Here is a 22773-nt window from a genome sequence, read left to right as displayed (position 1 = left end):
AGTGAAGAAGCGCATACGGTGGATGCCTTGGCAGTCAGAGGCGATGAAAGACGTGATAGCCTGCGATAAGCTTCGGTGAGGTGGCAAATGACCTGCGACCCGGAGATCTCTGAATGGGGAAACCCACCTAGCATAAGCTAGGTATCTTAACCTGAATCCATAGGGTTAAGAGGCGAACCAGGGGAACTGAAACATCTAAGTACCCTGAGGAAAAGAAATCAACCGAGATTCCCTTAGTAGTGGCGAGCGAACGGGGACCAGCCCTTAAGTTGATTTGAGAGTAGCGGAACGCTTTGGAAAAGGCGGCCATAGTGGGTGATAGCCCTGTACGCGAAACGCTCTTATCAATGAAATCGAGTAGGACGGGGCACGAGAAACCCTGTCTGAATATGGGGGGACCATCCTCCAAGGCTAAATACTCCTGACTGACCGATAGTGAACCAGTACCGTGAGGGAAAGGCGAAAAGAACCCCGGAGAGGGGAGTGAAATAGAACCTGAAACCGTATGCGTACAAGCAGTGGGAGCCTACTTTGTTAGGTGACTGCGTACCTTTTGTATAATGGGTCAGCGACTTATTTTCAGTGGCGAGCTTAACCGAATAGGGGAGGCGTAGCGAAAGCGAGTCTTAATAGGGCGTTTAGTCGCTGGGAATAGACCCGAAACCGGGCGATCTATCCATGAGCAGGTTGAAGGTTAGGTAACACTGACTGGAGGACCGAACCCACTTCCGTTGAAAAGGCAGGGGATGACTTGTGGATCGGAGTGAAAGGCTAATCAAGCTCGGAGATAGCTGGTTCTCCTCGAAAGCTATTTAGGTAGCGCCTCATGTATCACTCTGGGGGGTAGAGCACTGTTTCGGCTAGGGGGTCATCCCGACTTACCAAACCGATGCAAACTCCGAATACCCAGAAGTGCCGAGCATGGGAGACACACGGCGGGTGCTAACGTCCGTCGTGAAAAGGGAAACAACCCAGACCGTCAGCTAAGGTCCCAAAGTCCTGGTTAAGTGGTAAACGATGTGGGAAGGCTTAGACAGCTAGGAGGTTGGCTTAGAAGCAGCCACCCTTTAAAGAAAGCGTAATAGCTCACTAGTCGAGTCGGCCTGCGCGGAAGATGTAACGGGGCTCAAACCAGGCACCGAAGCTACGGGTATCACCTTTGGTGATGCGGTAGAGGAGCGTTCTGTAAGCCTGTGAAGGTGAGTTGAGAAGCTTGCTGGAGGTATCAGAAGTGCGAATGCTGACATGAGTAACGACAATGCGAGTGAAAAACTCGCACGCCGAAAGACCAAGGGTTCCTGCGCAACGTTAATCGACGCAGGGTGAGTCGGTCCCTAAGGCGAGGCTGAAAGGCGTAGTCGATGGGAAACGGGTTAATATTCCCGTACTTCTAGTTACTGCGATGGGGGGACGGAGAAGGCTAGGCCAGCTTGGCGTTGGTTGTCCAAGTTTAAGGTGGTAGGCTGACTGTTTAGGTAAATCCGGACAGTTAAGGCCGAGAGCTGATGACGATCCTTCTTTTAGAAGGAGAAGTGGTTGATGCCATGCTTCCAGGAAAAGCCTCTAAGCTTCAGGTAACTAGGAACCGTACCCCAAACCGACACAGGTGGTCGGGTAGAGAATACCAAGGCGCTTGAGAGAACTCGGGTGAAGGAACTAGGCAAAATGGCACCGTAACTTCGGGAGAAGGTGCGCCGGTGAGGGTGAAGGGTTTACCCCGTAAGCTCATGCCGGTCGAAGATACCAGGCCGCTGCGACTGTTTATTAAAAACACAGCACTCTGCAAACACGAAAGTGGACGTATAGGGTGTGACGCCTGCCCGGTGCCGGAAGGTTAATTGATGGGGTTAGCGCAAGCGAAGCTCTTGATCGAAGCCCCGGTAAACGGCGGCCGTAACTATAACGGTCCTAAGGTAGCGAAATTCCTTGTCGGGTAAGTTCCGACCTGCACGAATGGCGTAACGATGGCGGCGCTGTCTCCACCCGAGACTCAGTGAAATTGAAATCGCTGTGAAGATGCAGTGTATCCGCGGCTAGACGGAAAGACCCCGTGAACCTTTACTGTAGCTTTGCACTGGACTTTGAGCTTGCTTGTGTAGGATAGGTGGGAGGCTTTGAAGCGTGGACGCCAGTCTGCGTGGAGCCATCCTTGAAATACCACCCTGGCAATCTTGAGGTTCTAACTCTGGTCCGTTATCCGGATCGAGGACAGTGTATGGTGGGCAGTTTGACTGGGGCGGTCTCCTCCTAAAGAGTAACGGAGGAGTACGAAGGTGCGCTCAGACCGGTCGGAAATCGGTCGTAGAGTATAAAGGCAAAAGCGCGCTTGACTGCGAGACAGACACGTCGAGCAGGTACGAAAGTAGGTCTTAGTGATCCGGTGGTTCTGTATGGAAGGGCCATCGCTCAACGGATAAAAGGTACTCCGGGGATAACAGGCTGATACCGCCCAAGAGTTCATATCGACGGCGGTGTTTGGCACCTCGATGTCGGCTCATCATCACATCCTGGGGCTGAAGCCGGTCCCAAGGGTATGGCTGTTCGCCATTTAAAGTGGTACGCGAGCTGGGTTTAGAACGTCGTGAGACAGTTCGGTCCCTATCTGCCGTGGACGTTTGAGATTTGAGAGGGGCTGCTCCTAGTACGAGAGGACCGGAGTGGACGAACCTCTGGTGTTCCGGTTGTCACGCCAGTGGCATTGCCGGGTAGCTACGTTCGGAAGAGATAACCGCTGAAAGCATCTAAGCGGGAAACTTGCCTCAAGATGAGATCTCACTGGAGCCTTGAGCTTCCTGAAGGGCCGTCGAAGACTACGACGTTGATAGGTCGGGTGTGTAAGCGCTGTGAGGCGTTGAGCTAACCGATACTAATTGCCCGTGAGGCTTGACCATATAACACCCAAACAATCTGACCGCGGTCAGAGCGTGAGGAAGACGACGCCGAAAACGGCGCGTGGGTTCGCAAGACCCAAGACGAGTTGTCTACTTCGATCACAGACCCAATTGGGCCAGCCAGGCATGCAGCAGCGCCTGGTCAGCCAACCGAATTGCTTGACGAACATAGAGCATTGGAACCACCTGATCCCTTCCCGAACTCAGAAGTGAAACGATGCATCGCCGATGGTAGTGTGGGGTTTCCCCATGTGAGAGTAGGTCATCGTCAAGCGCCTAACACCCAGCACCCCCGCTCAGTTCACTCTGACGGGGGTGTTGTCTTTGGGGCGGAAAAAGTTTGGCCGGGCGTCAGGGGGCTTGAATGCTGGGCGCAAATAATCGGCGAGCGGAAGCCTGAAGCTGTGTAGCTGAGGCGGCCCTAACCCCAGTCCTCTCCTTGGGGAGAGGGGATCAAAGGGCACGGCGGAGACGTTGCAGTAGTGCCTGTCGGGCAGGTGCTGCTTTAAGCCTGCAAGGGCACAAGAGCCCCAACAGCCCGGCTGCGCCGGGCTGTTTTGTTTGAAGCGCGGCACAGGACTGTCGTAGGTTGGCGCTGAGCGTAGCGAAGCCCAACGAGGGGCCGCTGCAGGTATCAAGAGAATGGCGGCGGGGCGGTGAGGGGCCAGGGTTGGAGTCTGAATGTTGGGCTTCGCTGTGCTCAGCCCAACCTACCGCAGCACCTAAGACGGCGTTAAGAGAGCAAGAAAAAGCCCGGCATGTGCCGGGCTTTTTGCGTTCAGGGTTTGCGGGCGATCAGGGTGGCGCGCAGGGGGGCGGGGAGGCCTTCGACTGTCAGGCGGGGATCTTCCGGGTTCAGGAAGTCCGGTAGCGACTGGAAGCCCATCCACTCGGTGGAGCGCTGTTCGTCTACCGTCGTGGGGGTAAGGTCCACCAGGCGGATGTCACGATAGCCGGCGCGTTGCAGCCAGAGCTGCAGGGCGGCCGCGGAGGGCAGGAACCAGACATTACGCATCTGGGCATAGCGGTCTTCGGGGACCAGCACGGTGGCGGCATCGCCTTCGACGACCAGGGTTTCCAGGACCAGCTCACCGCCGCTGTCGAGGCAGTTCCTCAGGTCCAGCAGGTGGTCGATGGGCGAGCGGCGATGGTAGAGCACGCCCATGGAGAAGACGGTGTCGAAGCCGCCGTCCAGGGCGGGCAGTTCTTCCAGCGTCAGTGGCAGGTGCCAGGTGGGCAGGTCGGGCAGATAGCGACGCAGGGCCTGGAACTGGCAGTGGAACAGCCAGTTGGGATCGACGCCCAGGACCAGGTTGGCTCCAGCACCGAGCATGCGCCACTGGTAGTAGCCGTTGCCACTGCCGACGTCCAGGACGCGCTTGCCCTGCAGATCCAGGTGGGGGGCGACCCGGTCCCACTTCCAGTCGGAGCGCCACTCGGTGTCCAGATGGAGATCGAACAACTGGAAGGGCCCCTTGCGCCAGGGCCGCAGTTGCAGCAGTGCCTCGCGCAGGGCCTGGTGCTGCTCAGCGGTAGGCGCGCCGGCGAGGCGCACGGCATACCGCAGATCGACAGCTGCTACAGCGATTTCAGGGAGCGCATCGATACCCCGCTTGCCAGCGCTGCAGATCGCCATGGCCACGGGCGTACTTGGCGGCCAGGACGGCTTCGAGGGACTGGGACCAGGTAGCCAGCGAGGTAGCCGCCAGCGCCTGTTGCAGGGCTGCGAGGTAAGGGTGCTGGGTCATGGCAGGGCGATCAGGGAGGTGAAGTTGAGGCATTGGAACCAGGGCACGACGGTGGTGAAGCCAGCGGCCTGCAGGCGTGCCCGGTGTTCGTCCAGGGTGTCGGTGAGCATGACGTTTTCCAGCGCGGTGCGTTTCTGGGCGATTTCCAGTTCGCTGTAGCCGTTGGCTCTCTTGAAGTCCAGGTGCAGGCCGTTGAGCAGTGCCTGGGTTTGAGCGTCCGGGAAACGGATCTTTTCCGATAGCAGCAGGGCTCCTCCTGGCAGCAGGCTGTTGCGCAGACGGCTGAGCAGGTCCAGGCGCTGTTCCGGAGCAATGAACTGCAGGGTGAAGTTGAGCGCGATCACCGAAGCCGATGCGAGCGGAACCTCGAGGATGTCGCCTTCCACGACTTCGACTGGCAGCAACTCCTCGTGCATCGAATCCTGGGCGCTGAGGTATTCGCGGCAGCGGGTGACCATGGCAGTGGAGTTGTCGATGGCTACCACCCGGGTACCCTCGGCGCGGACATGACGGCGCAGGGCCTGGGTCACGGCGCCCAGGGAGCAGCCGAGGTCATAGAGGCGGCTATGAGGCTGGGCGAAACGCGCGGCGATGACGCCGAGATTTTCGACGATGGTGGGATAGCCCGGCACGGATCTCTTGATCATGTCGGGAAAGACGCGCACCACGTCTTCGTTGAAGGTGAAGTCGGCAGGAGGTTGCGGCGACGCGAACAGGCGGTCGGCTTCGCTCATGGGCGGTACCTGGAAAATCGAAAGGGAGCATTGTACCCCCGGCAGGCATTGCAGGACGTGGCGTCAACGGATTTCGATACGGCAGTCGAAGCGCGCCTGGGGCTCGGCTTCGGCATCCCAGGGCTGGCGGGCCTGGAGTTCGAGATGGGCGCTGCCGGCGCTCTGGGCGCGGAAGCGCCAGAGGGACTGACCGGCGCTGCCGATGCCGCCCTGATCCTGGCGCTGTTCGCGGAAGACTTCCGGGCCGAGTTGCCTGAGATTGTCGCTGCGCTGGAGGACAGCCCAGCGATAGCCGCTGGTGGGATCGCTGGGCAGGGTCACGGTCAGTTCCTGGCCCGTGTGCATGGCCAGCGGGGTGCAGTCGCTGTCGTCGCCCAGGATGAGGTTGCCACTCGGCTGGGTACTGCTGCAGCCGGCCAGGAGCAGACAGCCGCAGAACAATAGACGGTTGGACATGAAAACCTCCGGGGTATGACGGCAAAACGCAGAGCATACCCCAAGAGATTGGCCGGTCGGACTAGAAGAGCACCTTGGCCACGTCGGCGAAGCGCTTGGCGAAGTGGACGGTCAGCCCTTCCCTGAGATAGGCGGGCAGCTCTTCGAAGTCACCACGATTGGGCTCCGGCAGGATCAGTTCGCTGATCTTCTGCCGCCGCGCCGCTATGACCTTTTCCCGTACCCCGCCGATGGGCAGTACCTGACCGGTGAGGGTCAGTTCGCCGGTCATGGCCACGTTCTTCTTCGGCGCCTGGTTGCGGGCCAGCGACAGCAGGGCGGAGGCCATGGTGACGCCGGCGCTGGGACCGTCCTTGGGCGTGGCGCCTTCGGGGACGTGCAGGTGGACGAAGGCCTGGTCGAAGAAATTCGGATCGCCCTTGAAGTCCTTGAGGTGCGCGGTGACGTAGCTGTAGGCGATCTCGGCGGATTCCTTCATGACGTCACCCAGCTTGCCGGTGAGCTTGAAGCCGCGATTCAGGGTATGAATGCGCGTCGCCTCGATCGGCAGGGTGGCGCCGCCCATGCTGGTCCAGGCCAGGCCGGTGATGATGCCGACTCCGGACAGCACCTGCTCCTTGCGGAAAGGCGGTATGCCCAGGTAGTCCTCGAGATCCGAGGCACCAATCTTCACCTTGAGCTTGGGATCCTCGATGAGCCTGACCACCGCCTTGCGCACCAGCTTGCCCAGCTGCTTCTCCAGCTGGCGCACGCCGGCTTCGCGGGCATAGCCCTCCACCAGGGCCTTGAGGGCGCTGTCGGTGAGTGTCAGGCGATCCTTGGGCACCCCGGCCTTGTCCAGCTGCTTGGGCCAGAGGTGGCGCTTGGCAATGGCCTGCTTCTCCTCGGCGATGTAGCCGGAGAGGCGGATGACCTCCATGCGGTCCAGCAGGGGGCCGGGGATGGAATCGAGGGTGTTGGCGGTACAGACGAACAGCACCTTGGACAGGTCCAGGCGCAGATCCAGGTAGTGGTCGAGGAAGTCGACGTTCTGTTCCGGATCCAGGGTCTCCAGCAGCGCCGAGGCCGGATCGCCCTGGTAGCTCTGGCCCATCTTGTCGATCTCGTCGAGCATGATGACCGGATTCATCACCTTGACGTCGCGCAGCGCCTGGACGAGCTTGCCGGGCATGGCACCGATATAGGTGCGCCGGTGCCCCTTGATCTCGGCTTCGTCCCTCATGCCGCCGACGCTGAAGCGATAGAAGGGACGGCCGAGGGATTCGGCGATGGACTTGCCGATGCTGGTCTTGCCCACCCCGGGCGGGCCCACCAGCAGCACTATGGAGCCGGTCACCTCACCCTTGAAGGCGCCCACGGCGAGGAATTCGAGGATGCGATTCTTGATGTCGTCGAGCCCGGCGTGATGGCGGTCGAGCACCTTGCGCGCGTGCTTGAGGTCCAGCTTGTCCTGGCCGTGGACGCCCCAGGGCAGGTCGGTGGCCCAGTCCAGGTAGTTGCGGGTGACACCGTATTCCGGCGAGCCGGTCTCGAGGATGGACAGCTTGTTCAGCTCGTCCTCGATACGCTTCTGGGCGGCTTCGGGCAGGATCTTGCCTTCCAGGCGCTGGCGGAAGCTTTCGATGTCGCTGCTGCGATCATCCTTGGTGATGCCCAGCTCCTGCTGGATCAGCTTGAGCTGCTCCTTGAGGAAGAATTCGCGCTGGCGCTCGTTGATCTTGCGATTGACCTCGGCGGACAGCTCCTTCTGCAGGCGGGCGACCTCGACCTCCTTGCGCAGCAGCGGCAGTACCTTTTCCATGCGCTGCAGCATGGGCACGGTATCGAGCACCTGCTGCAGTTCGTCGCCCGGCGCGGTGGTGAGGGCGGCGGCGAAGTCGGTCAGCGGCGAGGGATCATTGGGGCTGAAGCGATTGAGATAGTTCTTCAGCTCTTCGCTGTAGAGCGGATTGAGCGGCAGGAGCTCCTTGATGGCGTTGATCAGCGCCATGCCGTAGGCCTTCACCTCGTCGCTGGGATCGGGGTTGGGGCGCAGGTGCTCGACCTCCACCAGGTAGGGCGGCCGCTGCCGGCGCAGCCAGCCGCGGATACGCACCCGCGACAGGCCCTGGGCGACGAACTGCAGCTTGCCGTCCTGACGGGTGGCATGGTGGATGCGCACCAGGGTGCCGTGCTGCGGCAGCTGGTCGGGATCGAAACCCTCGGCATCGCCGGGCTGCTGCTCCATGTAGAACAGCGCCAGGCAGTGGTGGTCGGTCTTGGCCACCAGCTCCAGGGTTTCCGCCCAGGGCTCTTCATTGACGATGACGGGCAGGACCTGGGCCGGGAAGAAGGGCCGGTTGTGGATGGGAATGACGTAGAGCTTGTCGGGAAGATTCTGGCCAGGCAGGACCAGGCCGGTCTGGCCGGCTTCTTCGCTGAGAATATCCGCTTGATTGTCCTGATCGCTCATTGGCGTACCTTGGGCTTGGATGTGAGGCCAACATGGGGCGAGGGCGGCGCTTTTTCAACGCAGGCAAAGACCTGTCCTTCTTGACCGCCGGTTACCGCTCGAAGTGCGACGACCGGGACGACGCCTGGCCACCGCGACGATAAAGATTCCCCCGGCACTGCCGCTAAAGCTGAAGTCACGCCGCGAAGCCGGCGGGAGTTTCCAAGGGCGCGTGGTGGAGAGCAGCGGGTGAACAAGCATTGGTTTGTGGCGGGATGGCTGGCTTGGGGCCTGGGAGCTGCACAAGCGGCCGAGGTCGCGGTGCAGGTGGTCGACGGTCAGGGGGCACCTCTGGCCGATGCCGTGGTGATGCTGTCGGGCCAGGGCCTGGTGCCCGAGCGACAGCCCGCGGCGATCGATCAGCAGAATCGGCGGTTCGTCCCCCATGTCCTGGTGGTGGCCACCGGCACGGCGGTGAGCTTTCCCAATACCGATGACATTCGCCATCAGGTGTATTCCTTTTCCAGTCCCAAGCGCTTCGAGCTGCCGCTCTACCACGGGCTGCCCAGCACGCCGGTGGTGTTCGACCAGCCCGGCGTGGTGGTGGTGGGCTGCAACATCCACGACTGGATGGTGGGTTACGTCTACGTGACCACCGCCGGGCGCTCCGCGGTGACCGACAGTCAGGGCCGGGTCCGACTGGAGGCGCCGGACGGTCATTATCAGCTGGCACTGTGGCACCCCGACCTCAGCGACAAGCAGGAGGTTGCCCAGCCTGCGCTGGATGTGGCGGGCAAGCCGGTGACCCTGAAACTCCAGCTGGCGGTCCAGCCGAAGCCGCAGCCTGCGGAACCGGCAAGCTCGGCTTTCGAGGATGCCTTCCACAAGGCCACGCACGATGAAGCTCATCCATAGTTTCCAGACCCGCATCGCCGGCAGCCTCTTCCTGCTGATGCTGGTGGTCATCACCCTGGTCTATCTGACGGTCAAGGCTGCCACCGAGGCCAGTGCCGTGCGCCAGTCCTATGACCAGCTCGACACCGGGGCGCGGGTATTCCGCCAGGTGCTGGACGGCCGCTGCCGCCGGCTGAACGATGCCGTGCGGGTGCTCGCCGCCGATTTCGGCTTTCGCGATGCCGTGGCCAGTGGCGATGTGCCGACGCTGAGGTCGGTGCTGGCCAACCATGGCGCCCGGGTGGGCGCGGGCGATACCTACCTGCTGGACCTGGACGGCCGGCTGATCGCCAGCACCGTGGCGGCGCATAGCGAAGGCGAGCGTCTGCCCGTCGCGATGGCATCGGGCAATGACGGCAGTTGCGTGCAGGCCGGTGCCGGCCTGCCGCAGTTGCGGGTCACGGTGCCGGTCCGTGCCCCCGTGCCTATCGCCCAGGTGGTGATGAGTTTCGCCATGGATCAGGCCATGGCCGAGGAATTTCGCTCGCTGATCAATCTGGACGTAGTGTTTCTCGGCGAAGCCGCGCTGATGGCCAGCACCCTGCCGGAGGAGCAGGGACGGCTGCTGCTGCATGGGCTGGCGACCTCACCCCAGGGCAGCGACATCTGGCAGCTGACCCTGGACGGCCGGCTCTATCAGGTCAAGCGGCTGACCCTCGGGACCGCCGATCATCCGGTACAGGTCTATCTGCTGCGTTCGCTGGACGTCGCCATGGCGGAGTTCGAACCCCTGCTCGGGCAACTGGCGCTGATCGCCGGCGGTGCCCTGCTGGCGGCCCTGCTAGGTGCCCTCTGGCTTGCGCGCAACCTGGCCCAGCCGCTGCGGCAGCTGTCGCTGATGTCCTGGCGCATCGGCCAGGGGGACTATGGGGTCAGGGTGGAGGTCCAGCGCCGCGATGAATTCGGCCGGCTGGCACAGGTGCTCGAGGAGATGCGCCAGGGGATCGCCGAGCGCGAGCAGCGGCTCAACCACAATGCCCTGCACGATGCCCTGACCGGGCTGCCCAATCGCATCCTGGCCGAGGAGCGGCTGCGGGTCTTTATCGCCACCCAGTCCCAGGTGTCGCTGCTGTACCTGGGGCTGGATGGCTTCCAGGCGATCAATGAAAGCGCCGGGGTCGCCGGGGGCGATCGCATCCTCCGGATGGTGGCCGAGCGGGCCCAGGTGCTGCTGGCCGGGCGGGGTTGCGTGTCGCGCCCGGTGGGCGACGAATTTCTCGTGCAGTTCTGCCGTGTCGGTCTGGAAGGCGCGGTGGGTCTGGCCGAGCAACTGCGCCTGTCACTGGCCGAACCGATCGAATGGGAAGGTCAGCTGTTTCGTCTGAGTTGCCGGATCGGCGTCGTCGAGTATCCCCGCCATGGCGACGACCCGACCCTGCTGATCGAACGCGCGCGCAGTGCCATGCTCGATGCCGGCCAGGTGCCGGATCGCCTGCGGGTCTATGATGAGGGTCGGGATGCGGCCCAGCAGCGGCGTCTGCAACTGGTCCACGATCTGCCGCTGGCGGGCGAGCGGGGTGAATTGATGCTGGTGTTCCAACCCAAGGTGGCCCTGCAGGGCAGTGGGCCGCACCAGGCCGAGGTGCTGCTGCGCTGGCGCCATGCCGAGCTGGGCATGGTCTCGCCGGGTGAATTCATTCCACTGGCCGAGCGCAGTGGCAGCATGGCCGGACTCACCCGCTGGGTGATCCAGGCGACCATCCGGCAACTGGCGCTCTGGCAGACCCAGGACCGCGAGGTAAAGGTGTCGGTGAACGTCTCGGCGGTCGACCTGGCCGATGCCCGGTTGCCCGAGCGCGTCATGGGCTGGCTCGATGACGCCGGCGTCTCGGCGCGGCAGTTGACCTTCGAGATCACCGAGAGCGCCATCATGGACGATCCCGAGGCGGCCATCGCGTTGCTGACGCAGCTGTCCGTGCTGGGCATCCGGCTGTCGGTGGACGACTACGGTACCGGGCATGCCTCGCTGGCGCACCTGAAGCGGCTGCCGGTGGACGAATTGAAGATCGACCAGTCCTTCGTGAAGGAACTGGCGCCAGGCAACGATGACGCCGTCATCGTCCGCTCGACCATCGAGATGGGCCACAACCTGGGTCTGGAGGTGGTCGCCGAGGGGGTCGAGGAAGCCCGGGCCCTGGCGCTGTTGCGCAGTTGGGGCTGCGATGTGATCCAGGGTTACTACATCAGCCGCCCGGTACCGGCCGCGGAATTCGAGGCCTGGATGGAGCGGCAGAGCCAGCCGGTGCTGGAGGCGTTGTCATGAATCACAGCTGGCTGCTGGCTGGCCTGCTGCTGGCGACCGGTGCCCAGGCCGACGGCGGCAAGCTGCTGGCCACCGGCGGCGCCAGCAGTCTGGAAGGCGCGGCGGGCGGCGGTATCACGCCCTGGGCGGTGATCGGTGGCTATGGCGAAAGCGGCCAGCCCGGCGCCACGGCCTTTGCCACCCGGGTGTGGACCGGTGACTACCGGCTCGATGCGGCCGGCGTGGCGGTGGCCTACGACAATCGGGTGGAAGTCTCCTATGCCCGCCAGCGCCTGGACATGCCGACCCTGCGCCGCTTGATGAAGCTCGAGGAAGACAGCCTGAGCCAGGACATCGTCGGCGCCAAGGTGCGCCTGGCGGGTGACCTGATCTACGACCGGATGCCGCAGATAGCCGTGGGGGTGCAGTACAAGCATCAACGGGATTTCGGCATCCCTGCCGCCGTGGGCGCGCGGCGCGACAGCGATGTCGAGGGCTACCTGGGCGCCAGTCGGCTGTTGCTGGGTGGTGCCTTGGGCTACAACCTCCTGGTCAACGTCGGTCTCAGGTACAGCCGCGCCAACGAGATGGGGCTGCTGGGCTTCGGTGGCGACCGCAACGACAGCCGTCAATGGCTCAAGGAAGGCTCGGCCGCGGTGTTCTTCAATCCTCGCTGGGCGGTAGGCATGGAGTACCGCGAGAAGCCGCGGAATCTGTCCTTCACCCGGGAGAGCGACTGGGTGGATACCTTCGTCGGTTACTTCCCCAACAAGCACCTGTCGCTGGTGCTGGCCTATGCCTGGCTGGGCGAGATCGCCACCCTGGACGATCAGCAGGGTCTCTATCTGTCGCTGCAGGGGAGCTACTGATGCAGGGGAAAACGCTGGTACTGGCGGCGCTGCTGCTGCTGATACTGGGGTGCGCGCCCCAGCCGCCGGCGGGTGATCGGCTCTATCAGGAGCTGGGTGGCCAGCCTGGCATCACCCGGATCGTCGAGGGGATGCTGCTCAATGTGGCGCGTGACGGGCGGATCCGGCACTACTTCGCCAACGTCGACATCGCGCGCCTGCGCAGTCTGCTCATCCAGAAATTCTGCGTCGATGCAGGCGGTCCCTGTCGCTATGGAGGGGCGAGCATGGCAGAAAGTCATCGCGGTCTGAATCTGCAACCCGCCGACTTCAATGCCCTGGTGGAAGACCTGCAGCTGGCCATGCGGCGTGAGGGCGTCCCGGAGCGGGCGCAGAATGCCCTGCTGGCACGCCTGGCCCCGCAACGCGGCGAGGTGATCCGCCAGTAGCCTGCCGGCTGTCGCTGCTTTCGAACCTCAGCCGTGCGAGAGCCTCCCTAGGCAAGACGCCTGACGCGAGGGATACGGCTTGAGCAAGACGACTTCAGCGGCCGATCTCGGCCTGACGCTAACGGTGGACGACGAACCGGCACTGTTCGGTTGGTTCCTGGCGAGCTACCTGTTCGGCAAGCGCATCTCCCAGTCCATCGCTGCCCAGGCCTGGACGGTGCTCTATCGCAAATACGGTCGCGACACGCCGCGCAAGCTGCTAAATCTGGGCCGGCAGCAACTGGTCGACTACCTTGGTGAGGGGCATTACCGACGTTATGACGAGAGCACGGCCATGCGCCTGCTGGACGTCTGCCGCCACCTGCAGGAGGACTATGGTGGCAGCTTTCTCCGCCTGCGCGAGGCCAGCGTCGATCGTGCAGAGTTCGAGCGGCGTTTGCAGACCCTGAAGGGGGTAGGCCCTAAGACCTGCGAGATCTTCATGCGCGAGGCGGGTCCCTTGCTGTTTCCAGGCTGACTGCATACCGCCGGCGCGGAGCCGGCGGTATGCAGAACGAACAAGCCGTGGTTACTTGCCCAGATCGGCCTTGAGACGGCTGCCGGCATAGGCCTGGGCGTCCTTGGCCTTCTGCACCACGGCAGCGGTGCCAAAGAACTCGTGGGTTACGCCCGGATAGACCTTGCGCTCCACCTGGACGCCGGCCTGACGCAGGGCAGTCTCCAGGAAGCCGCCGTCATCACGCAGGGGATCGATCTCGGCATTGACGATGGTCACCGGCGGCAGGCCGGCGAGGTCGGCACGGGTCAGGTCCAGGCGCGGATCCTTGAGGTCGGCAGGCGTACGGGTCACCTGCTCGACGAACCACAGCATCATCGGCCGATTGAGCGGCTTGGCGTCGTCATACTGTTCGTAGGACTGGGTATGGGTGTTGGTCTGGGCCACCGGATAGACCGACAGCACGTGCTTGGGCGCGGTGAGACCGGCCTTGCGCGCCGCCACGGCGGTCGCCACCGCCAGGTTGCCCCCGGCGCTTTCGCCGGCCAGGGCCAGGCGCTGCGGATCACCATTCAGCGAGCCGGCATGGGTGGTCACCCAGCGATAGGCCGCCAGGGCATCGTCATGGGCGGCCGGAAACTTGTATTCGGGCGCCTGGCGATAGTCCACTGACACCACGATGGCATTGGCCTGCTTGGCCAGACCACGGGCGCCACCGTCGTAGACGTTGCGATCGGCGAACACCCAGCCGCCGCCATGGAAATACAGGATGACCGGGAAGGGACCCTGGCCTTCGGGGGTGTAGATACGGGCGGGCAATACCCCGGCGGCACCGTCGACGGCGCGGTCGACGCTGGTCACGCCGGGCACCAGGGCCTCGGGCTGGGTGGGACGACCTTCGTCCTGCAGGACGCCCTTGACCGCATCGGCGATGGTAGGCTGCTTGCGGGCCTGCTGGGCGGTGAGCTTTTCCACGGCCTTGGGATCGAAGCTGGCGTACTTGTCGAGCACCTTCTGCATGTCGGCATCGGTACGCGCCATGCTCTTGGCATTGCTGACCGCTTCGGCACCCAGCGAGCGTTTTTCCGGATCGCGGGCGCAGCCGGTCAGGGCGAGGCCGGCGCCAACCAGGGCCAGGGCGAGGAGGGTGGGTTTGCTACGCAAGACGGACAGCGGCATGGCGAAAATCCTGTGCGAATTCGAGGGGACTACCCTCAAACCGACATGCTTATCGCGCGAGAGGTTCCGGCGAGCCGCCGGCAGGACCCTGGTGATCGTCCTGCTGGGGCTGCTGGGGTCCCGCGCCTTCGCCGAGCCGGCGGCCTACTGGCGCTGGCGCAGCAACACGGATGGCCAGGAGTTCTGTACCCAGACGCCGCCGGGCGCGGGCTGGGTGCGGGTCGCGGGGCCCTTTCGCGATCTGCAGTGTCGCGAGCCGGGCAACCTGCCCGTGCGCCGCTGGGCCGTACCGCCGCAACAGCGCTTCTAGTTGGAGGTCTCGGCGGCCTTGAGCAGGGAGGCGCCGAGCTCGCCTTCGTAGCGTTGCCACACCGGGCGCATGGCCTCGCGCCAGCGTGTCCGTTGCTCGGGGGTAAGGGTGATGATCTCGCTGCCGCCTGCGGCGGCGATGCGCGCGCGATCGCGCTGGTTTTCCGCCTCGGATTGCTTCTTCACCTCGAAGGTCACCTGGTCGATGATTTCCTCCAGGGTGCTGCGTATGGCGAAGGGCAGGGTGCGCCAGCGATCCGCCTTGACGATCAGCATGTAGTCCAGGGCGCCGTGATTGCTTTCGGTGAAATAGCGCTGCTGCTGATCGAGGCGCTGGCTCCAGTAGTTGGACCAGGTGTTCTCGGTGGCATTGACTGTGCCCGTGGTGAGCGCCTGCAGCGTCTGGTTGAAGGGCAGCCTGACCGCCGTGGCGCCGACGGCCTCGAACTGGCTCTGGAGGACGTCGGAATTCTGGATGCGGAATACCAGCCCCCTGGCATCGCCGGGTTCGCGCAAGGGCTTGCGCGCCGCCAGTTGCTTGAGGCCGTTGGGCCAGTAGGCCAGGCCGATGATGCCGGCCGGCTCCAGACTGTGCAGCAGCTGGCGACCACTGGGGCGCGCCTGGAAGTGATCGAGGGCCGCGCGACTCTCGAACAGGAAGGGTAGGTCGAACAGCTTGAGTTTGGGACTGAGTTCGGTGAGCTTGCTGATCGCCGGCGCCAGGATGTCGACCTTGCCGTCCTGCAGCGCCTGGAGTTCGTCGGCATCGGTGAAGGCCGTGCCGCTGGGCATCACCTCCAGCTGGACCTGCCCGGCGAGGCGCTGCGCCACCAGTTGCTGGAACAGTTGAGCGCCCTTGCCCTTGGGGGTCTCCGGTGCCACCACATGGGAAAACCTCAGAGTAATGACATCAGCGTAGCTGGACGTCATGGGCAGGGCAGCAGAGAGCAGGGCGCAAAGGCCCAGGATCGACGGTTTCATGACAGGTCCTGGTGGTTATTCTTGGAATCCTTATAGGCGTACTTTACCAGTGCGACGTCAGGTCGCAGGGCCTGTGGGAAGGCGTGGGCTGCCGTTTGGCGGATCACCGGGAGAATCGGCGTCGCGCTGGCGTTCCAACGTCCACACCCAAGAGAAGGATGCGTCCATGAATACCGCTCAAACCGTTCGTTTGCCCGATGGCACTACCGTTCCGGCGCTGGGCCAGGGAACCTGGCGCATGGGCGAGAACGCCGATCTGCATCGCCAGGAGGTCAGCGCCCTGCGCCAGGGCCTGGACCTGGGGCTCACCCTGATCGACACCGCCGAGATGTATGGCGAAGGCCGCGCCGAGGAACTGGTTGGCGAAGCCATCGCCGGTCGGCGCGACGAGGTGTTCCTGGCGAGCAAGTTCTATCCGAAGAATGCCACCGAAGCCGGCGTGCCCCTGGCGTGCGAACGCAGCCTGAAACGCTTGGGCACCGATGTCATCGACCTCTATCTGCTGCACTGGCGCGGCCAGGTGCCGCTGATCGAGACGGTCATGGCGCTGGAGAAGCTGCGTGACGAAGGCAAGATCCGCCACTGGGGCGTGTCCAATCTCGACACCAGCGACATGCTCGAATTGAACGATGATCGCTGCAGCGCCAACCAGGTGCTCTACAACCTGGAGCAGCGCGGCATCGAGCATGACCTGCTGCCTTGGAGTCAGCGTCAGCAGATGCCGGTGATGGCCTATTGTCCGCTGGGGCAGGGTGGCGATCTCTTGCGGCACCCCACCCTGGCAACCCTGGCCGAGCGGCATCAGGCCACCCCGGCGCAGATCGCCCTGGCCTGGGTGCTGCGTCAGCCGGGCGTGATCGCCATTCCCAAGGCGGGCGATGCCGGACATCTCGAAGAGAATGCGCGGGCCCTGGATCTGCGCTTGAGCGAAGAAGACTTCGCCCTGCTCGACGGTGCCTTTCCGCCGCCGCAAAGCAAGACGCCGCTGGCGATCATCTAGCCGCCGCGGATCAGCCGGCGCAGGGGAAAGCGAGTGGGGTGGCAGGCTTCGGCCACCCGGCGGGCCACCGGCAGGGGTTCGTCCTCCAGCCAGGCCGCCAGCAGTTCGGCGGCCAGCGGGGTGGTGACCAGGCCGCGCGAACCGTGCGCCAGATTCACGTAGAGCCCCGTACGCCAGGGCGCCGCCCGCTCGGGCACCTGGCGGGCGTCGTAGGCCAGCGCCTGATACTGCCGGGCGAAGGCGACTTCATCCACGACCGGCCCGACCAGGGGCAGATAGTCCGGCGAGGTGCAGCGAAAGGCCACGCGGCCGTCGAGTGCCTCGGCCTGGTAGCGGGTGGCCAGCTCGGGCGACAGCTCGGCGAGCAGCTGCAGATTGCTCTGGTGTTCCGCCTGGCTGGGCTCGGTGTCGTCCCGGTCGAAGACGAAGCTGGCGCCCAGGCAATGCCGCCCGTCACGGGCCGGCGCGAGATAGCCTTCGCCGCACACCACGGTCGCCAGCACCTGGCTGTCGGGGGTTTCCGGCAGCGCGGACAATTGCCCACGGATCGCCTTGAGTGGCAGCTCAGGTAGCAGCGTCCTGGCCTGGGCGGCACTGGCCACCACGACCACCGTCGCCGCCAGCGGCGCACTCTGGGTGCTGGCCTGCCAGCCCTGCTCGGTTCGCTGCAGGGCGGTCACCTCGGTATGGGTGACCAGCTCGATATTGGGATGGGTCAGCCAGTGCGCGCACAGGGCAGGCGGATGCACCCAGCCCCCTTCCGGAAAGAACAGGCCGCCCGCCGTCAGGCCGATTCCGGCCTTGTCGCTGGCGGCTTCCCTGTCCAGCGGGTGCAGCAGATCGGCGGGGAAGTGCGCCGCCAATTGCGCCTGCCGCTGGGCGTCCTTGTCCGTCGGCGCCAGTTGCAGCACCCCGCAGGGTGACCAGGCCGCGCCCGTCGGCAGGGCCTGCAATTCGCGCAGGGTCAGGCCGAAGCCATCGAGGATCAGCCGGCTGAGCGGGGTGTCATGGGCCGACAGCTTGAGATAGAGCACCCCCTGGGGATTGCCGGAGGCTTCCTGGGCGGGCGCCCCGTGGCGCTCGACGACCCTGACCTGCCAGCCGCGACGCGCGAGACTGGCAGCGGTGGCGCAACCGGCCAGGCCGGCGCCTATGACCAGCGCCGTGCGCGGGCCCTGGGGACGCGGGGGGCGGGCATACCAGGGCACGGCGGCCGGGATGACCGGGCGTTCCAGGGCGCCGGCCAGCATCTCCCGCTTGTGGCCGAAGCCGGGCACCTTGGCCATGGCGAAGCCGGCCTCGTTCAGGCCGCGGCGGACGAAGCCGGCGCAGGTGAAGGTCGCCAGGGTGGTACCGGCGCGGGACAGCCGCGCCAGTTCGGCAAACAGCGCGGGCGTCCACATCTCGGGATTCTTGGCCGGGGCGAAGCCGTCCAAGAACCAGGCATCGCAACGGGCATCCAGTTCGGGCAGGCGCTCCAGCACATCACCGACCAGCAGGGTCAGGGTGACGCGCCCGTCGTCCAGAATCAGCCGCTGGAAACCCGGGTGGATGGCCTGGTACTGCCGCTGCAGCGCCGCGCTGTAGGGGGCGAGTTCCGGCCAGAGGGTCAGCGCCTGAGCGAGATCGGTGGCGGTCAGGGGGAAGCGCTCGACACTGACGAAATGCAGGCGCGCAGCCCTGGGTGCCTGGACGGCGAAGAGTTGCCAGGCGCAGAGGAAATTGAGGCCGGTGCCGAAGCCCGTCTCGCCTATGGTGAAGACCTCTCCTGCCGCCAGCGCGGCGAAGCGTTCGGCCAGGCGATTCTGCTGCAGGAAGACGTAGCGCGTCTCTTCCAGGCCGCTGGCGCGGGAAAAGTAGACATCGCCAAAGGTACGGGAGAGGGGTTGCCCGGAGGCATCCCAGTCGAGCTGGGCGTGCTGGAAGTCGGTCATGAGCGGCGCGGCCTGGAGATCAGGGCGCGCAGTCTAATGGATCAGGGGCAGCCGGTCAGACGTTGCTGACGGATTGGCGCATCAGGCCCTCGGAGGTTTGCAGCCGCTCGACATAGCGATCGATCTGGTTGAGGGCTTCCTCGCGGCTGAAGAAGGGGCCTTCCAGGGTGCCTTCGCGGGTGGTGAAGAAAAACTGGCCGTTGACCACGCTGACGCGCTCGCTACGGAAATGGGTGCTGGCACCCGGGTCGTCATTGCGTTTGCCGAACATGAGAATCTCCTCCTCGTCTTGCCTACAGACCATGGCGAGCGCTGCGGGTTGCCCCGCTCGGCCGAATTGCGGTCCGTCGATCTTCCTTAGGTGTAGCACCCTAGCGGGCGCTGCGCCCGGGTGGAAAAAGCGCGACGGAATTGTGAGGGTGATCACGCGGCACATGGCGTCGCGATCGTGGGATGGCCCAGGAGGGGTCGGCTTTCGCGTTATAACCACAGCGTGATCCGATCTTTCCCGCCCGCTCTGGTGGGCGGCATAGTGCCGCTATCCCTACCTGCATCAGGAGAACTGCCAATGACCATCCGTCTGGGCGACATCGCCCCCGATTTCCAACAGGATTCCAGCCTGGGTCGCATCCGCTTCCACGAGTGGCTGGGCGACAGCTGGGGCGTGCTCTTCTCCCATCCGGCCGACTTCACCCCGGTCTGCACCACCGAACTGGGCCTCACCGCCAAGCTCAAGGACGAATTCGCCAAGCGCGACGTCAAGGTGATCGCCCTCTCGGTGGACGGCCTGGAATCGCACCAGGGCTGGATCAAGGACATCGAGGAAACCCAGGCCACCGCCGTGGGCTTTCCGATCCTGGCCGACGCCGATCGCAGCGTCTCGACCCTCTACGACATGATTCACCCCAACGCCAACGACACCCTCACCGTGCGCTCGCTGTTCATCATCGATCCGCAGAAGAAGGTGCGGCTGTCGATCACCTATCCGGCCAGCACCGGGCGCAACTTCGACGAGATCCTGCGGGTGATCGATTCCCTGCAGCTCACCGACAACCACAAGGTAGCGACCCCGGGCAACTGGAAGGATGGCGACGACGTGGTCATCGTGCCGTCGCTCAAGGACGAGGAAGAACTCAAGCGGCGTTTCCCCAAGGGCTACACCGCGGTGAAACCCTATCTGCGCCTGACGCCCCAGCCGAATCGCTGAAATCTCCTGCGACAACCAGACCCCGGCCCAGGCCGGGGTTTTGTTTTTCTGGTTATAACCAAGTACCGAAAGGGTATTTTTAGGGAATAAACACCCGCTGCTAAGGTCCGCTCATTCCTTTTTCGAGCGGCGCGACACCGCTCTTTTTTCTCTAGGAGACGGCGATGCAGGTGGTGACTTTGGCGGGCAGTCCGGCAGCGCGGTCGCGCTCCAGCGGCGTGCTGGATCTGGCAGCGAACTGGCTGCAGGGGCGCGGCGTGGAACTGTCCCGCTGGCGCATCCAGGACTTTCCCGCCGCCGACCTCATCGGCGCCCGTTTCGACAGCCCGCCAGTGGTGGAACTGATCGCCCAGCTGCAGGCCGCCGATGGCCTGGTGATCGCCACCCCGGTGTACAAGGCCTCCCTGGCCGGCGCCCTCAAGACGCTGCTGGACCTGCTGCCCGAACGCGCCCTGGCACTCAAGGTGGTGCTGCCGCTGGCCACCGCCGGCTCCAGCGGTCACCTGCTGGCCATCGACTACGCGCTGAAGCCGGTGCTCTCGGCGCTCAAGGCCCAGGAAATCCTCAACGGCGTCTTCGCCGACGACAGCCAGGTCAGCTACACCGAGACCGGGGTCGCCCTGACCCCGGCGCTGGAGCAGCGCCTGCACGAATCCCTCGAACAATTTCACGCGGCCCTGGTGCGGCGTCCCCAACCCCTGACCCCCGAGCTGCTGGCCGATCGCATCGGCCAGGCGCGCTGGGGCATCTGACCAGGAGCGTTAGTCATGCAGTTCTCCTTCACGCGTTCGCTGCTCGCCGTTTCCATGCTGACACTGGCCGCCGGCCTGGCCCAGGCGCAAGAGACGGTACGCATCGGCTACCAGAAGTACGGCACCCTGATCACCCTCAAGGCCCGCGGCACCCTGGAGCAGCGCCTGGCCAAGGACGGCGTCAAGGTGCAGTGGACCGAATTCCCCGGCGGCCCGCAGCTGCTGGAAGGCCTCAACGTCGGCAGCATCGACTTCGGCGTGACCGGGGAGACCCCGCCGGTGTTCGCCCAGGCCGCCGGCGCCGACCTGGTCTATGTGGCCCACGAGCCGCCGGCGCCCACCAGCGAAGCCATCCTGGTGCCCAAGGATTCACCCATCCAGTCGCTGAATGATCTCAAGGGCAAGAAGATCGCCCTGAACAAGGGCTCCAACGTCCACTACCTGCTGGTGCAGGCGCTGGCCAAGGCCGGCATCGCCTACAAGGACATCCAGTCGGTCTACCTGCCGCCCGCCGATGCCCGCGCCGCCTTCGAACGCGGCGCGGTGGATGCCTGGGTGATCTGGGATCCCTACCAGGCCGCCGCCGAGACCCAGTTGCAGGCGCGCACCCTGACCGATGCCACCGGCCTGGCCGACAACCACCAGTTCTATCTGGCCACCCGCAGCTTCGCCACGGCCCATCCCGAACAGGTCGGTGCCATCGTCGACGAGGTGCGTTCGGTGGGTGAGTGGGCCAAGGCCCACCCGGATGAAGTCGCCGCCCAGGTGGCGCCGCTGCTGAACCTGCCGCTGGACACCGCCGAGCGGGTGGTCAAGCGCCAGGGCTATGGCGCCCGGTTCATCAGTCCCGAGGTGGCCGCGCAGCAGCAGAAGATCGCCGACGCCTTCGCCGCCCTCAAGTTGATTCCCAAGCCGTTGGTCATCCGCGACGTGGTGTGGACCCCACCCGCCGGTCTGCGGACCGCTGCCGCCCAACCCTGATTTCGCCTGCTGGAGAAAGTCCCCATGAGTCTCGATATCTTCTGGTTCCTGCCGACCCACGGCGATGGCCACTACCTGGGTACCGCCGAAGGCGCCCGCGCCGTCGACCACGGCTACCTGGCCCAGGTCGCCCAGGCCGCCGACCGCCTGGGCTTCGGCGGGGTGCTGATCCCCACCGGCCGCAGTTGCGAGGATTCCTGGCTGGTGGCCGCCTCGCTGATCCCGGTCACCCAGAAACTCAAGTTCCTGGTGGCCTTGCGCCCCGGGATCATCTCGCCCACCGTGGCAGCGCGGCAGGCGGCCACCCTGGATCGCCTCTCCGGCGGCCGGGCGCTGTTCAACCTGGTCACCGGCGGCGATCCGGACGAACTGGCCGGTGATGGCCTGCACCTGTCCCACAGCGAAAGATACGAAGCCTCGGTGGAGTTCACCCGCATCTGGCGTCGCGTGCTGGAAGGCGAGACGGTGGACTACGACGGCAAGCACATCCAGGTGAAGGGCGCCAAGCTGCTCTATCCGCCGCTGCAGCAACCGCGCCCGCCGCTGTACTTCGGCGGTTCCTCCGATGCCGCCCAGGACCTGGCCGCCGAGCAGGTGGAGCTCTACCTGACCTGGGGCGAGCCCCTGGACGCGGTGCGCGAGAAGATCGAGGCGGTCAGGGCCAAGGCCGCCGCCCAGGGCCGCACGGTACGCTTCGGCATCCGTCTGCACGTGATCGTCCGCGAGACCAATGAAGAGGCCTGGCGGGCCGCCGACCGGCTGATCGCCAACCTGGACGATGCCACCATCGAAAAGGCCCAGGCCGCCTTCGCCCGCTTCGATTCCGTCGGCCAGCAGCGCATGGCGGCCCTGCACGGGGGCCGTCGCGACAAGCTGGAGATCGCTCCCAACCTCTGGGCCGGTGTCGGCCTGGTGCGGGGCGGTGCCGGGACCGCGCTGGTCGGCGACGGTCCCACCGTGGCCGCGCGGGTCAAGGAATACGCCGCCCTGGGCATCGATACCTTCATCTTTTCCGGCTACCCGCACCTGGAGGAGTCCTATCGGGTGGCGGAGCTGCTGTTCCCGCACCTGCCGGTCAAGCGACCGACCCAGGTGGAAGGCGCCAACTACGTGAGTCCCTTCGGCGAGATGGTGGCCAACGACATCCTGCCGCAGAAAGCGGCGCAGAGCTGAGGGGGCCG

General features: G+C 64.6%; 20 protein-coding genes and 2 rRNA genes (1 of these 22 only partly in view). 13 read left to right on the top strand and 9 right to left on the bottom strand.

All coding sequences use genetic code 11. The features are described from left to right. Positions 1-2891: ribosomal RNA gene (locus tag QE393_RS14305) — 23S ribosomal RNA — on the top strand (it extends 5 nt beyond the left edge of the window). A 158-nt stretch (positions 2892-3049) separates the two neighbouring features. Then, a 5S ribosomal RNA gene (gene rrf, locus QE393_RS14300) occupies positions 3050-3165 on the top strand. A 504-nt stretch (positions 3166-3669) separates the two neighbouring features. On the opposite strand, the gene cmoB is transcribed toward rrf, so the two are convergent. The 5 genes from cmoB to lon form a co-directional block, all read right to left on the bottom strand. Then, the gene (gene cmoB / locus QE393_RS14295; protein WP_405046254.1) at positions 3670-4527 is read right to left on the bottom strand and encodes a tRNA 5-methoxyuridine(34)/uridine 5-oxyacetic acid(34) synthase CmoB; all 858 of its coding nucleotides are present in this window, start codon (positions 4525-4527) and stop codon (positions 3670-3672) included. Then, positions 4481-4639: a hypothetical protein gene (locus QE393_RS22585; RefSeq protein ID WP_405046253.1), complete on the bottom strand. Its 159-nt coding sequence runs from the start codon at positions 4637-4639 to the stop codon at positions 4481-4483. Before QE393_RS22585 ends, cmoB begins: the two co-directional genes overlap by 47 nt. Continuing rightward, positions 4636-5373 (bottom strand): carboxy-S-adenosyl-L-methionine synthase CmoA, encoded by a 738-nt coding sequence (gene cmoA / locus QE393_RS14290; protein WP_273808036.1) that lies wholly within the window; start codon positions 5371-5373, stop codon positions 4636-4638. The genes QE393_RS22585 and cmoA overlap by 4 nt, the downstream gene beginning before the upstream one ends. A gap of 63 nt (positions 5374-5436) precedes the next feature. Next, the gene (locus QE393_RS14285) at positions 5437-5829 is read right to left on the bottom strand and encodes a protease inhibitor I42 family protein (RefSeq protein WP_310044187.1); all 393 of its coding nucleotides are present in this window, start codon (positions 5827-5829) and stop codon (positions 5437-5439) included. 61 nt (positions 5830-5890) lie between these two features. Continuing rightward, positions 5891-8281 (bottom strand): endopeptidase La, encoded by a 2391-nt coding sequence (lon, locus tag QE393_RS14280; protein ID WP_310044185.1) that lies wholly within the window; start codon positions 8279-8281, stop codon positions 5891-5893. Positions 8282-8509: 228 nt separating this feature from the next. Here lon and QE393_RS14275 point away from each other — a divergent pair, with 228 nt between their 5' ends. From QE393_RS14275 to QE393_RS14255, 5 genes are all read left to right on the top strand, one after another. Next, a complete protein-coding gene (locus tag QE393_RS14275; RefSeq protein WP_310044182.1) occupies positions 8510-9175 on the top strand; it encodes a methylamine utilization protein in 666 nt (221 codons plus the stop codon). Then, positions 9159-11477, top strand: coding sequence for an EAL domain-containing protein (locus QE393_RS14270; protein WP_310044180.1), 2319 nt, complete (start codon positions 9159-9161; stop codon positions 11475-11477). Before QE393_RS14275 ends, QE393_RS14270 begins: the two co-directional genes overlap by 17 nt. Beyond that, positions 11474-12325: a DUF3034 family protein gene (locus QE393_RS14265; protein WP_310044177.1), complete on the top strand. Its 852-nt coding sequence runs from the start codon at positions 11474-11476 to the stop codon at positions 12323-12325. The genes QE393_RS14270 and QE393_RS14265 overlap by 4 nt, the downstream gene beginning before the upstream one ends. Beyond that, positions 12325-12753, top strand: coding sequence for a group 1 truncated hemoglobin (locus QE393_RS14260; RefSeq protein ID WP_310044174.1), 429 nt, complete (start codon positions 12325-12327; stop codon positions 12751-12753). Before QE393_RS14265 ends, QE393_RS14260 begins: the two co-directional genes overlap by 1 nt. Before the next feature lie 79 nt (positions 12754-12832). Then, on the top strand, positions 12833-13270 hold the full coding sequence (locus QE393_RS14255) for a DNA methylase (protein ID WP_310044170.1): 438 nt from the start codon (positions 12833-12835) through the stop codon (positions 13268-13270). 51 nt (positions 13271-13321) lie between these two features. Here QE393_RS14255 and QE393_RS14250 read toward each other — a convergent pair whose 3' ends face one another. Next, positions 13322-14428, bottom strand: a complete 1107-nt coding sequence (locus QE393_RS14250; protein WP_310044168.1) for an alpha/beta hydrolase — start codon at positions 14426-14428, stop codon at positions 13322-13324. 91 nt (positions 14429-14519) lie between these two features. On the opposite strand from QE393_RS14250, the gene QE393_RS14245 reads away from it, so the two are divergent. Beyond that, positions 14520-14738 carry a hypothetical protein gene (locus QE393_RS14245; RefSeq protein WP_310044166.1) on the top strand — a complete coding sequence of 73 codons (219 nt, stop codon included), beginning with the start codon at positions 14520-14522 and terminating at the stop codon, positions 14736-14738. Here QE393_RS14245 and QE393_RS14240 read toward each other — a convergent pair. After that, positions 14735-15718 (bottom strand): DctP family TRAP transporter solute-binding subunit, encoded by a 984-nt coding sequence (locus QE393_RS14240; RefSeq protein WP_310044164.1) that lies wholly within the window; start codon positions 15716-15718, stop codon positions 14735-14737. The genes QE393_RS14245 and QE393_RS14240 overlap by 4 nt on opposite strands. A 166-nt stretch (positions 15719-15884) precedes the next feature. On the opposite strand from QE393_RS14240, the gene QE393_RS14235 reads away from it, so the two are divergent. Beyond that, positions 15885-16718: an aldo/keto reductase gene (locus tag QE393_RS14235; RefSeq protein ID WP_310044162.1), complete on the top strand. Its 834-nt coding sequence runs from the start codon at positions 15885-15887 to the stop codon at positions 16716-16718. On the opposite strand, the gene mnmC is transcribed toward QE393_RS14235, so the two are convergent. Both mnmC and QE393_RS14225 read right to left on the bottom strand, forming a co-directional pair. Further along, a complete protein-coding gene (mnmC, locus tag QE393_RS14230) occupies positions 16715-18652 on the bottom strand; it encodes a bifunctional tRNA (5-methylaminomethyl-2-thiouridine)(34)-methyltransferase MnmD/FAD-dependent 5-carboxymethylaminomethyl-2-thiouridine(34) oxidoreductase MnmC (protein WP_273808025.1) in 1938 nt (645 codons plus the stop codon). The genes QE393_RS14235 and mnmC overlap by 4 nt on opposite strands. A gap of 55 nt (positions 18653-18707) precedes the next feature. Then, complete coding sequence (locus QE393_RS14225) at positions 18708-18923, bottom strand: DUF6316 family protein (RefSeq protein WP_273808023.1); 216 nt, start codon at positions 18921-18923, stop codon at positions 18708-18710. A 297-nt stretch (positions 18924-19220) separates the two neighbouring features. Here QE393_RS14225 and QE393_RS14220 point away from each other — a divergent pair, with 297 nt between their 5' ends. From QE393_RS14220 to ssuD, 4 genes are all read left to right on the top strand, one after another. Continuing rightward, entirely contained in the window at positions 19221-19859 is a 639-nt protein-coding gene (locus QE393_RS14220) for a peroxiredoxin (RefSeq protein ID WP_273808022.1), read from the top strand. 164 nt (positions 19860-20023) lie between these two features. Next, positions 20024-20611 carry an NADPH-dependent FMN reductase gene (ssuE, locus tag QE393_RS14215; protein ID WP_208692342.1) on the top strand — a complete coding sequence of 196 codons (588 nt, stop codon included), beginning with the start codon at positions 20024-20026 and terminating at the stop codon, positions 20609-20611. 15 nt (positions 20612-20626) lie between these two features. Continuing rightward, entirely contained in the window at positions 20627-21592 is a 966-nt protein-coding gene (locus QE393_RS14210; RefSeq protein WP_310044160.1) for a sulfonate ABC transporter substrate-binding protein, read from the top strand. A 24-nt stretch (positions 21593-21616) separates the two neighbouring features. Beyond that, positions 21617-22765 (top strand): FMNH2-dependent alkanesulfonate monooxygenase, encoded by a 1149-nt coding sequence (ssuD, locus tag QE393_RS14205; RefSeq protein ID WP_273808019.1) that lies wholly within the window; start codon positions 21617-21619, stop codon positions 22763-22765. Positions 22766-22773: the final 8 nt, after the last annotated feature.

Source organism: Pseudomonas sp. SORGH_AS_0211, from assembly GCF_031453455.1.
Classification (GTDB): domain Bacteria; phylum Pseudomonadota; class Gammaproteobacteria; order Pseudomonadales; family Pseudomonadaceae; genus Chryseomonas; species Chryseomonas aestiva.
The sequence above is the reverse complement of the archived record's forward strand: the minus strand, read 5'-3'. Positions and strand labels throughout refer to the sequence as shown.

Bases quoted from the DNA above. Each gene is read 5' to 3' on its own strand.
- cmoB (WP_405046254.1), bottom strand. From the start codon at position 4,527: ATGGCGATCTGCAGCGCTGGCAAGCGGGGTATCGATGCGCTCCCTGAA.
- QE393_RS22585 (WP_405046253.1), bottom strand. From the start codon at position 4,639: ATGACCCAGCACCCTTACCTCGCAGCCCTGCAACAGGCGCTGGCGGCT.
- cmoA (WP_273808036.1), bottom strand. From the start codon at position 5,373: ATGAGCGAAGCCGACCGCCTGTTCGCGTCGCCGCAACCTCCTGCCGAC.
- QE393_RS14285 (WP_310044187.1), bottom strand. From the start codon at position 5,829: ATGTCCAACCGTCTATTGTTCTGCGGCTGTCTGCTCCTGGCCGGCTGC.
- lon (WP_310044185.1), bottom strand. From the start codon at position 8,281: ATGAGCGATCAGGACAATCAAGCGGATATTCTCAGCGAAGAAGCCGGC.
- QE393_RS14270 (WP_310044180.1), top strand. From the start codon at position 9,159: ATGAAGCTCATCCATAGTTTCCAGACCCGCATCGCCGGCAGCCTCTTC.
- QE393_RS14265 (WP_310044177.1), top strand. From the start codon at position 11,474: ATGAATCACAGCTGGCTGCTGGCTGGCCTGCTGCTGGCGACCGGTGCC.
- QE393_RS14260 (WP_310044174.1), top strand. From the start codon at position 12,325: ATGCAGGGGAAAACGCTGGTACTGGCGGCGCTGCTGCTGCTGATACTG.
- QE393_RS14250 (WP_310044168.1), bottom strand. From the start codon at position 14,428: ATGCCGCTGTCCGTCTTGCGTAGCAAACCCACCCTCCTCGCCCTGGCC.
- QE393_RS14240 (WP_310044164.1), bottom strand. From the start codon at position 15,718: ATGAAACCGTCGATCCTGGGCCTTTGCGCCCTGCTCTCTGCTGCCCTG.
- QE393_RS14235 (WP_310044162.1), top strand. From the start codon at position 15,885: ATGAATACCGCTCAAACCGTTCGTTTGCCCGATGGCACTACCGTTCCG.
- mnmC (WP_273808025.1), bottom strand. From the start codon at position 18,652: ATGACCGACTTCCAGCACGCCCAGCTCGACTGGGATGCCTCCGGGCAA.
- QE393_RS14225 (WP_273808023.1), bottom strand. From the start codon at position 18,923: ATGTTCGGCAAACGCAATGACGACCCGGGTGCCAGCACCCATTTCCGT.
- QE393_RS14220 (WP_273808022.1), top strand. From the start codon at position 19,221: ATGACCATCCGTCTGGGCGACATCGCCCCCGATTTCCAACAGGATTCC.
- ssuE (WP_208692342.1), top strand. From the start codon at position 20,024: ATGCAGGTGGTGACTTTGGCGGGCAGTCCGGCAGCGCGGTCGCGCTCC.
- QE393_RS14210 (WP_310044160.1), top strand. From the start codon at position 20,627: ATGCAGTTCTCCTTCACGCGTTCGCTGCTCGCCGTTTCCATGCTGACA.
- ssuD (WP_273808019.1), top strand. From the start codon at position 21,617: ATGAGTCTCGATATCTTCTGGTTCCTGCCGACCCACGGCGATGGCCAC.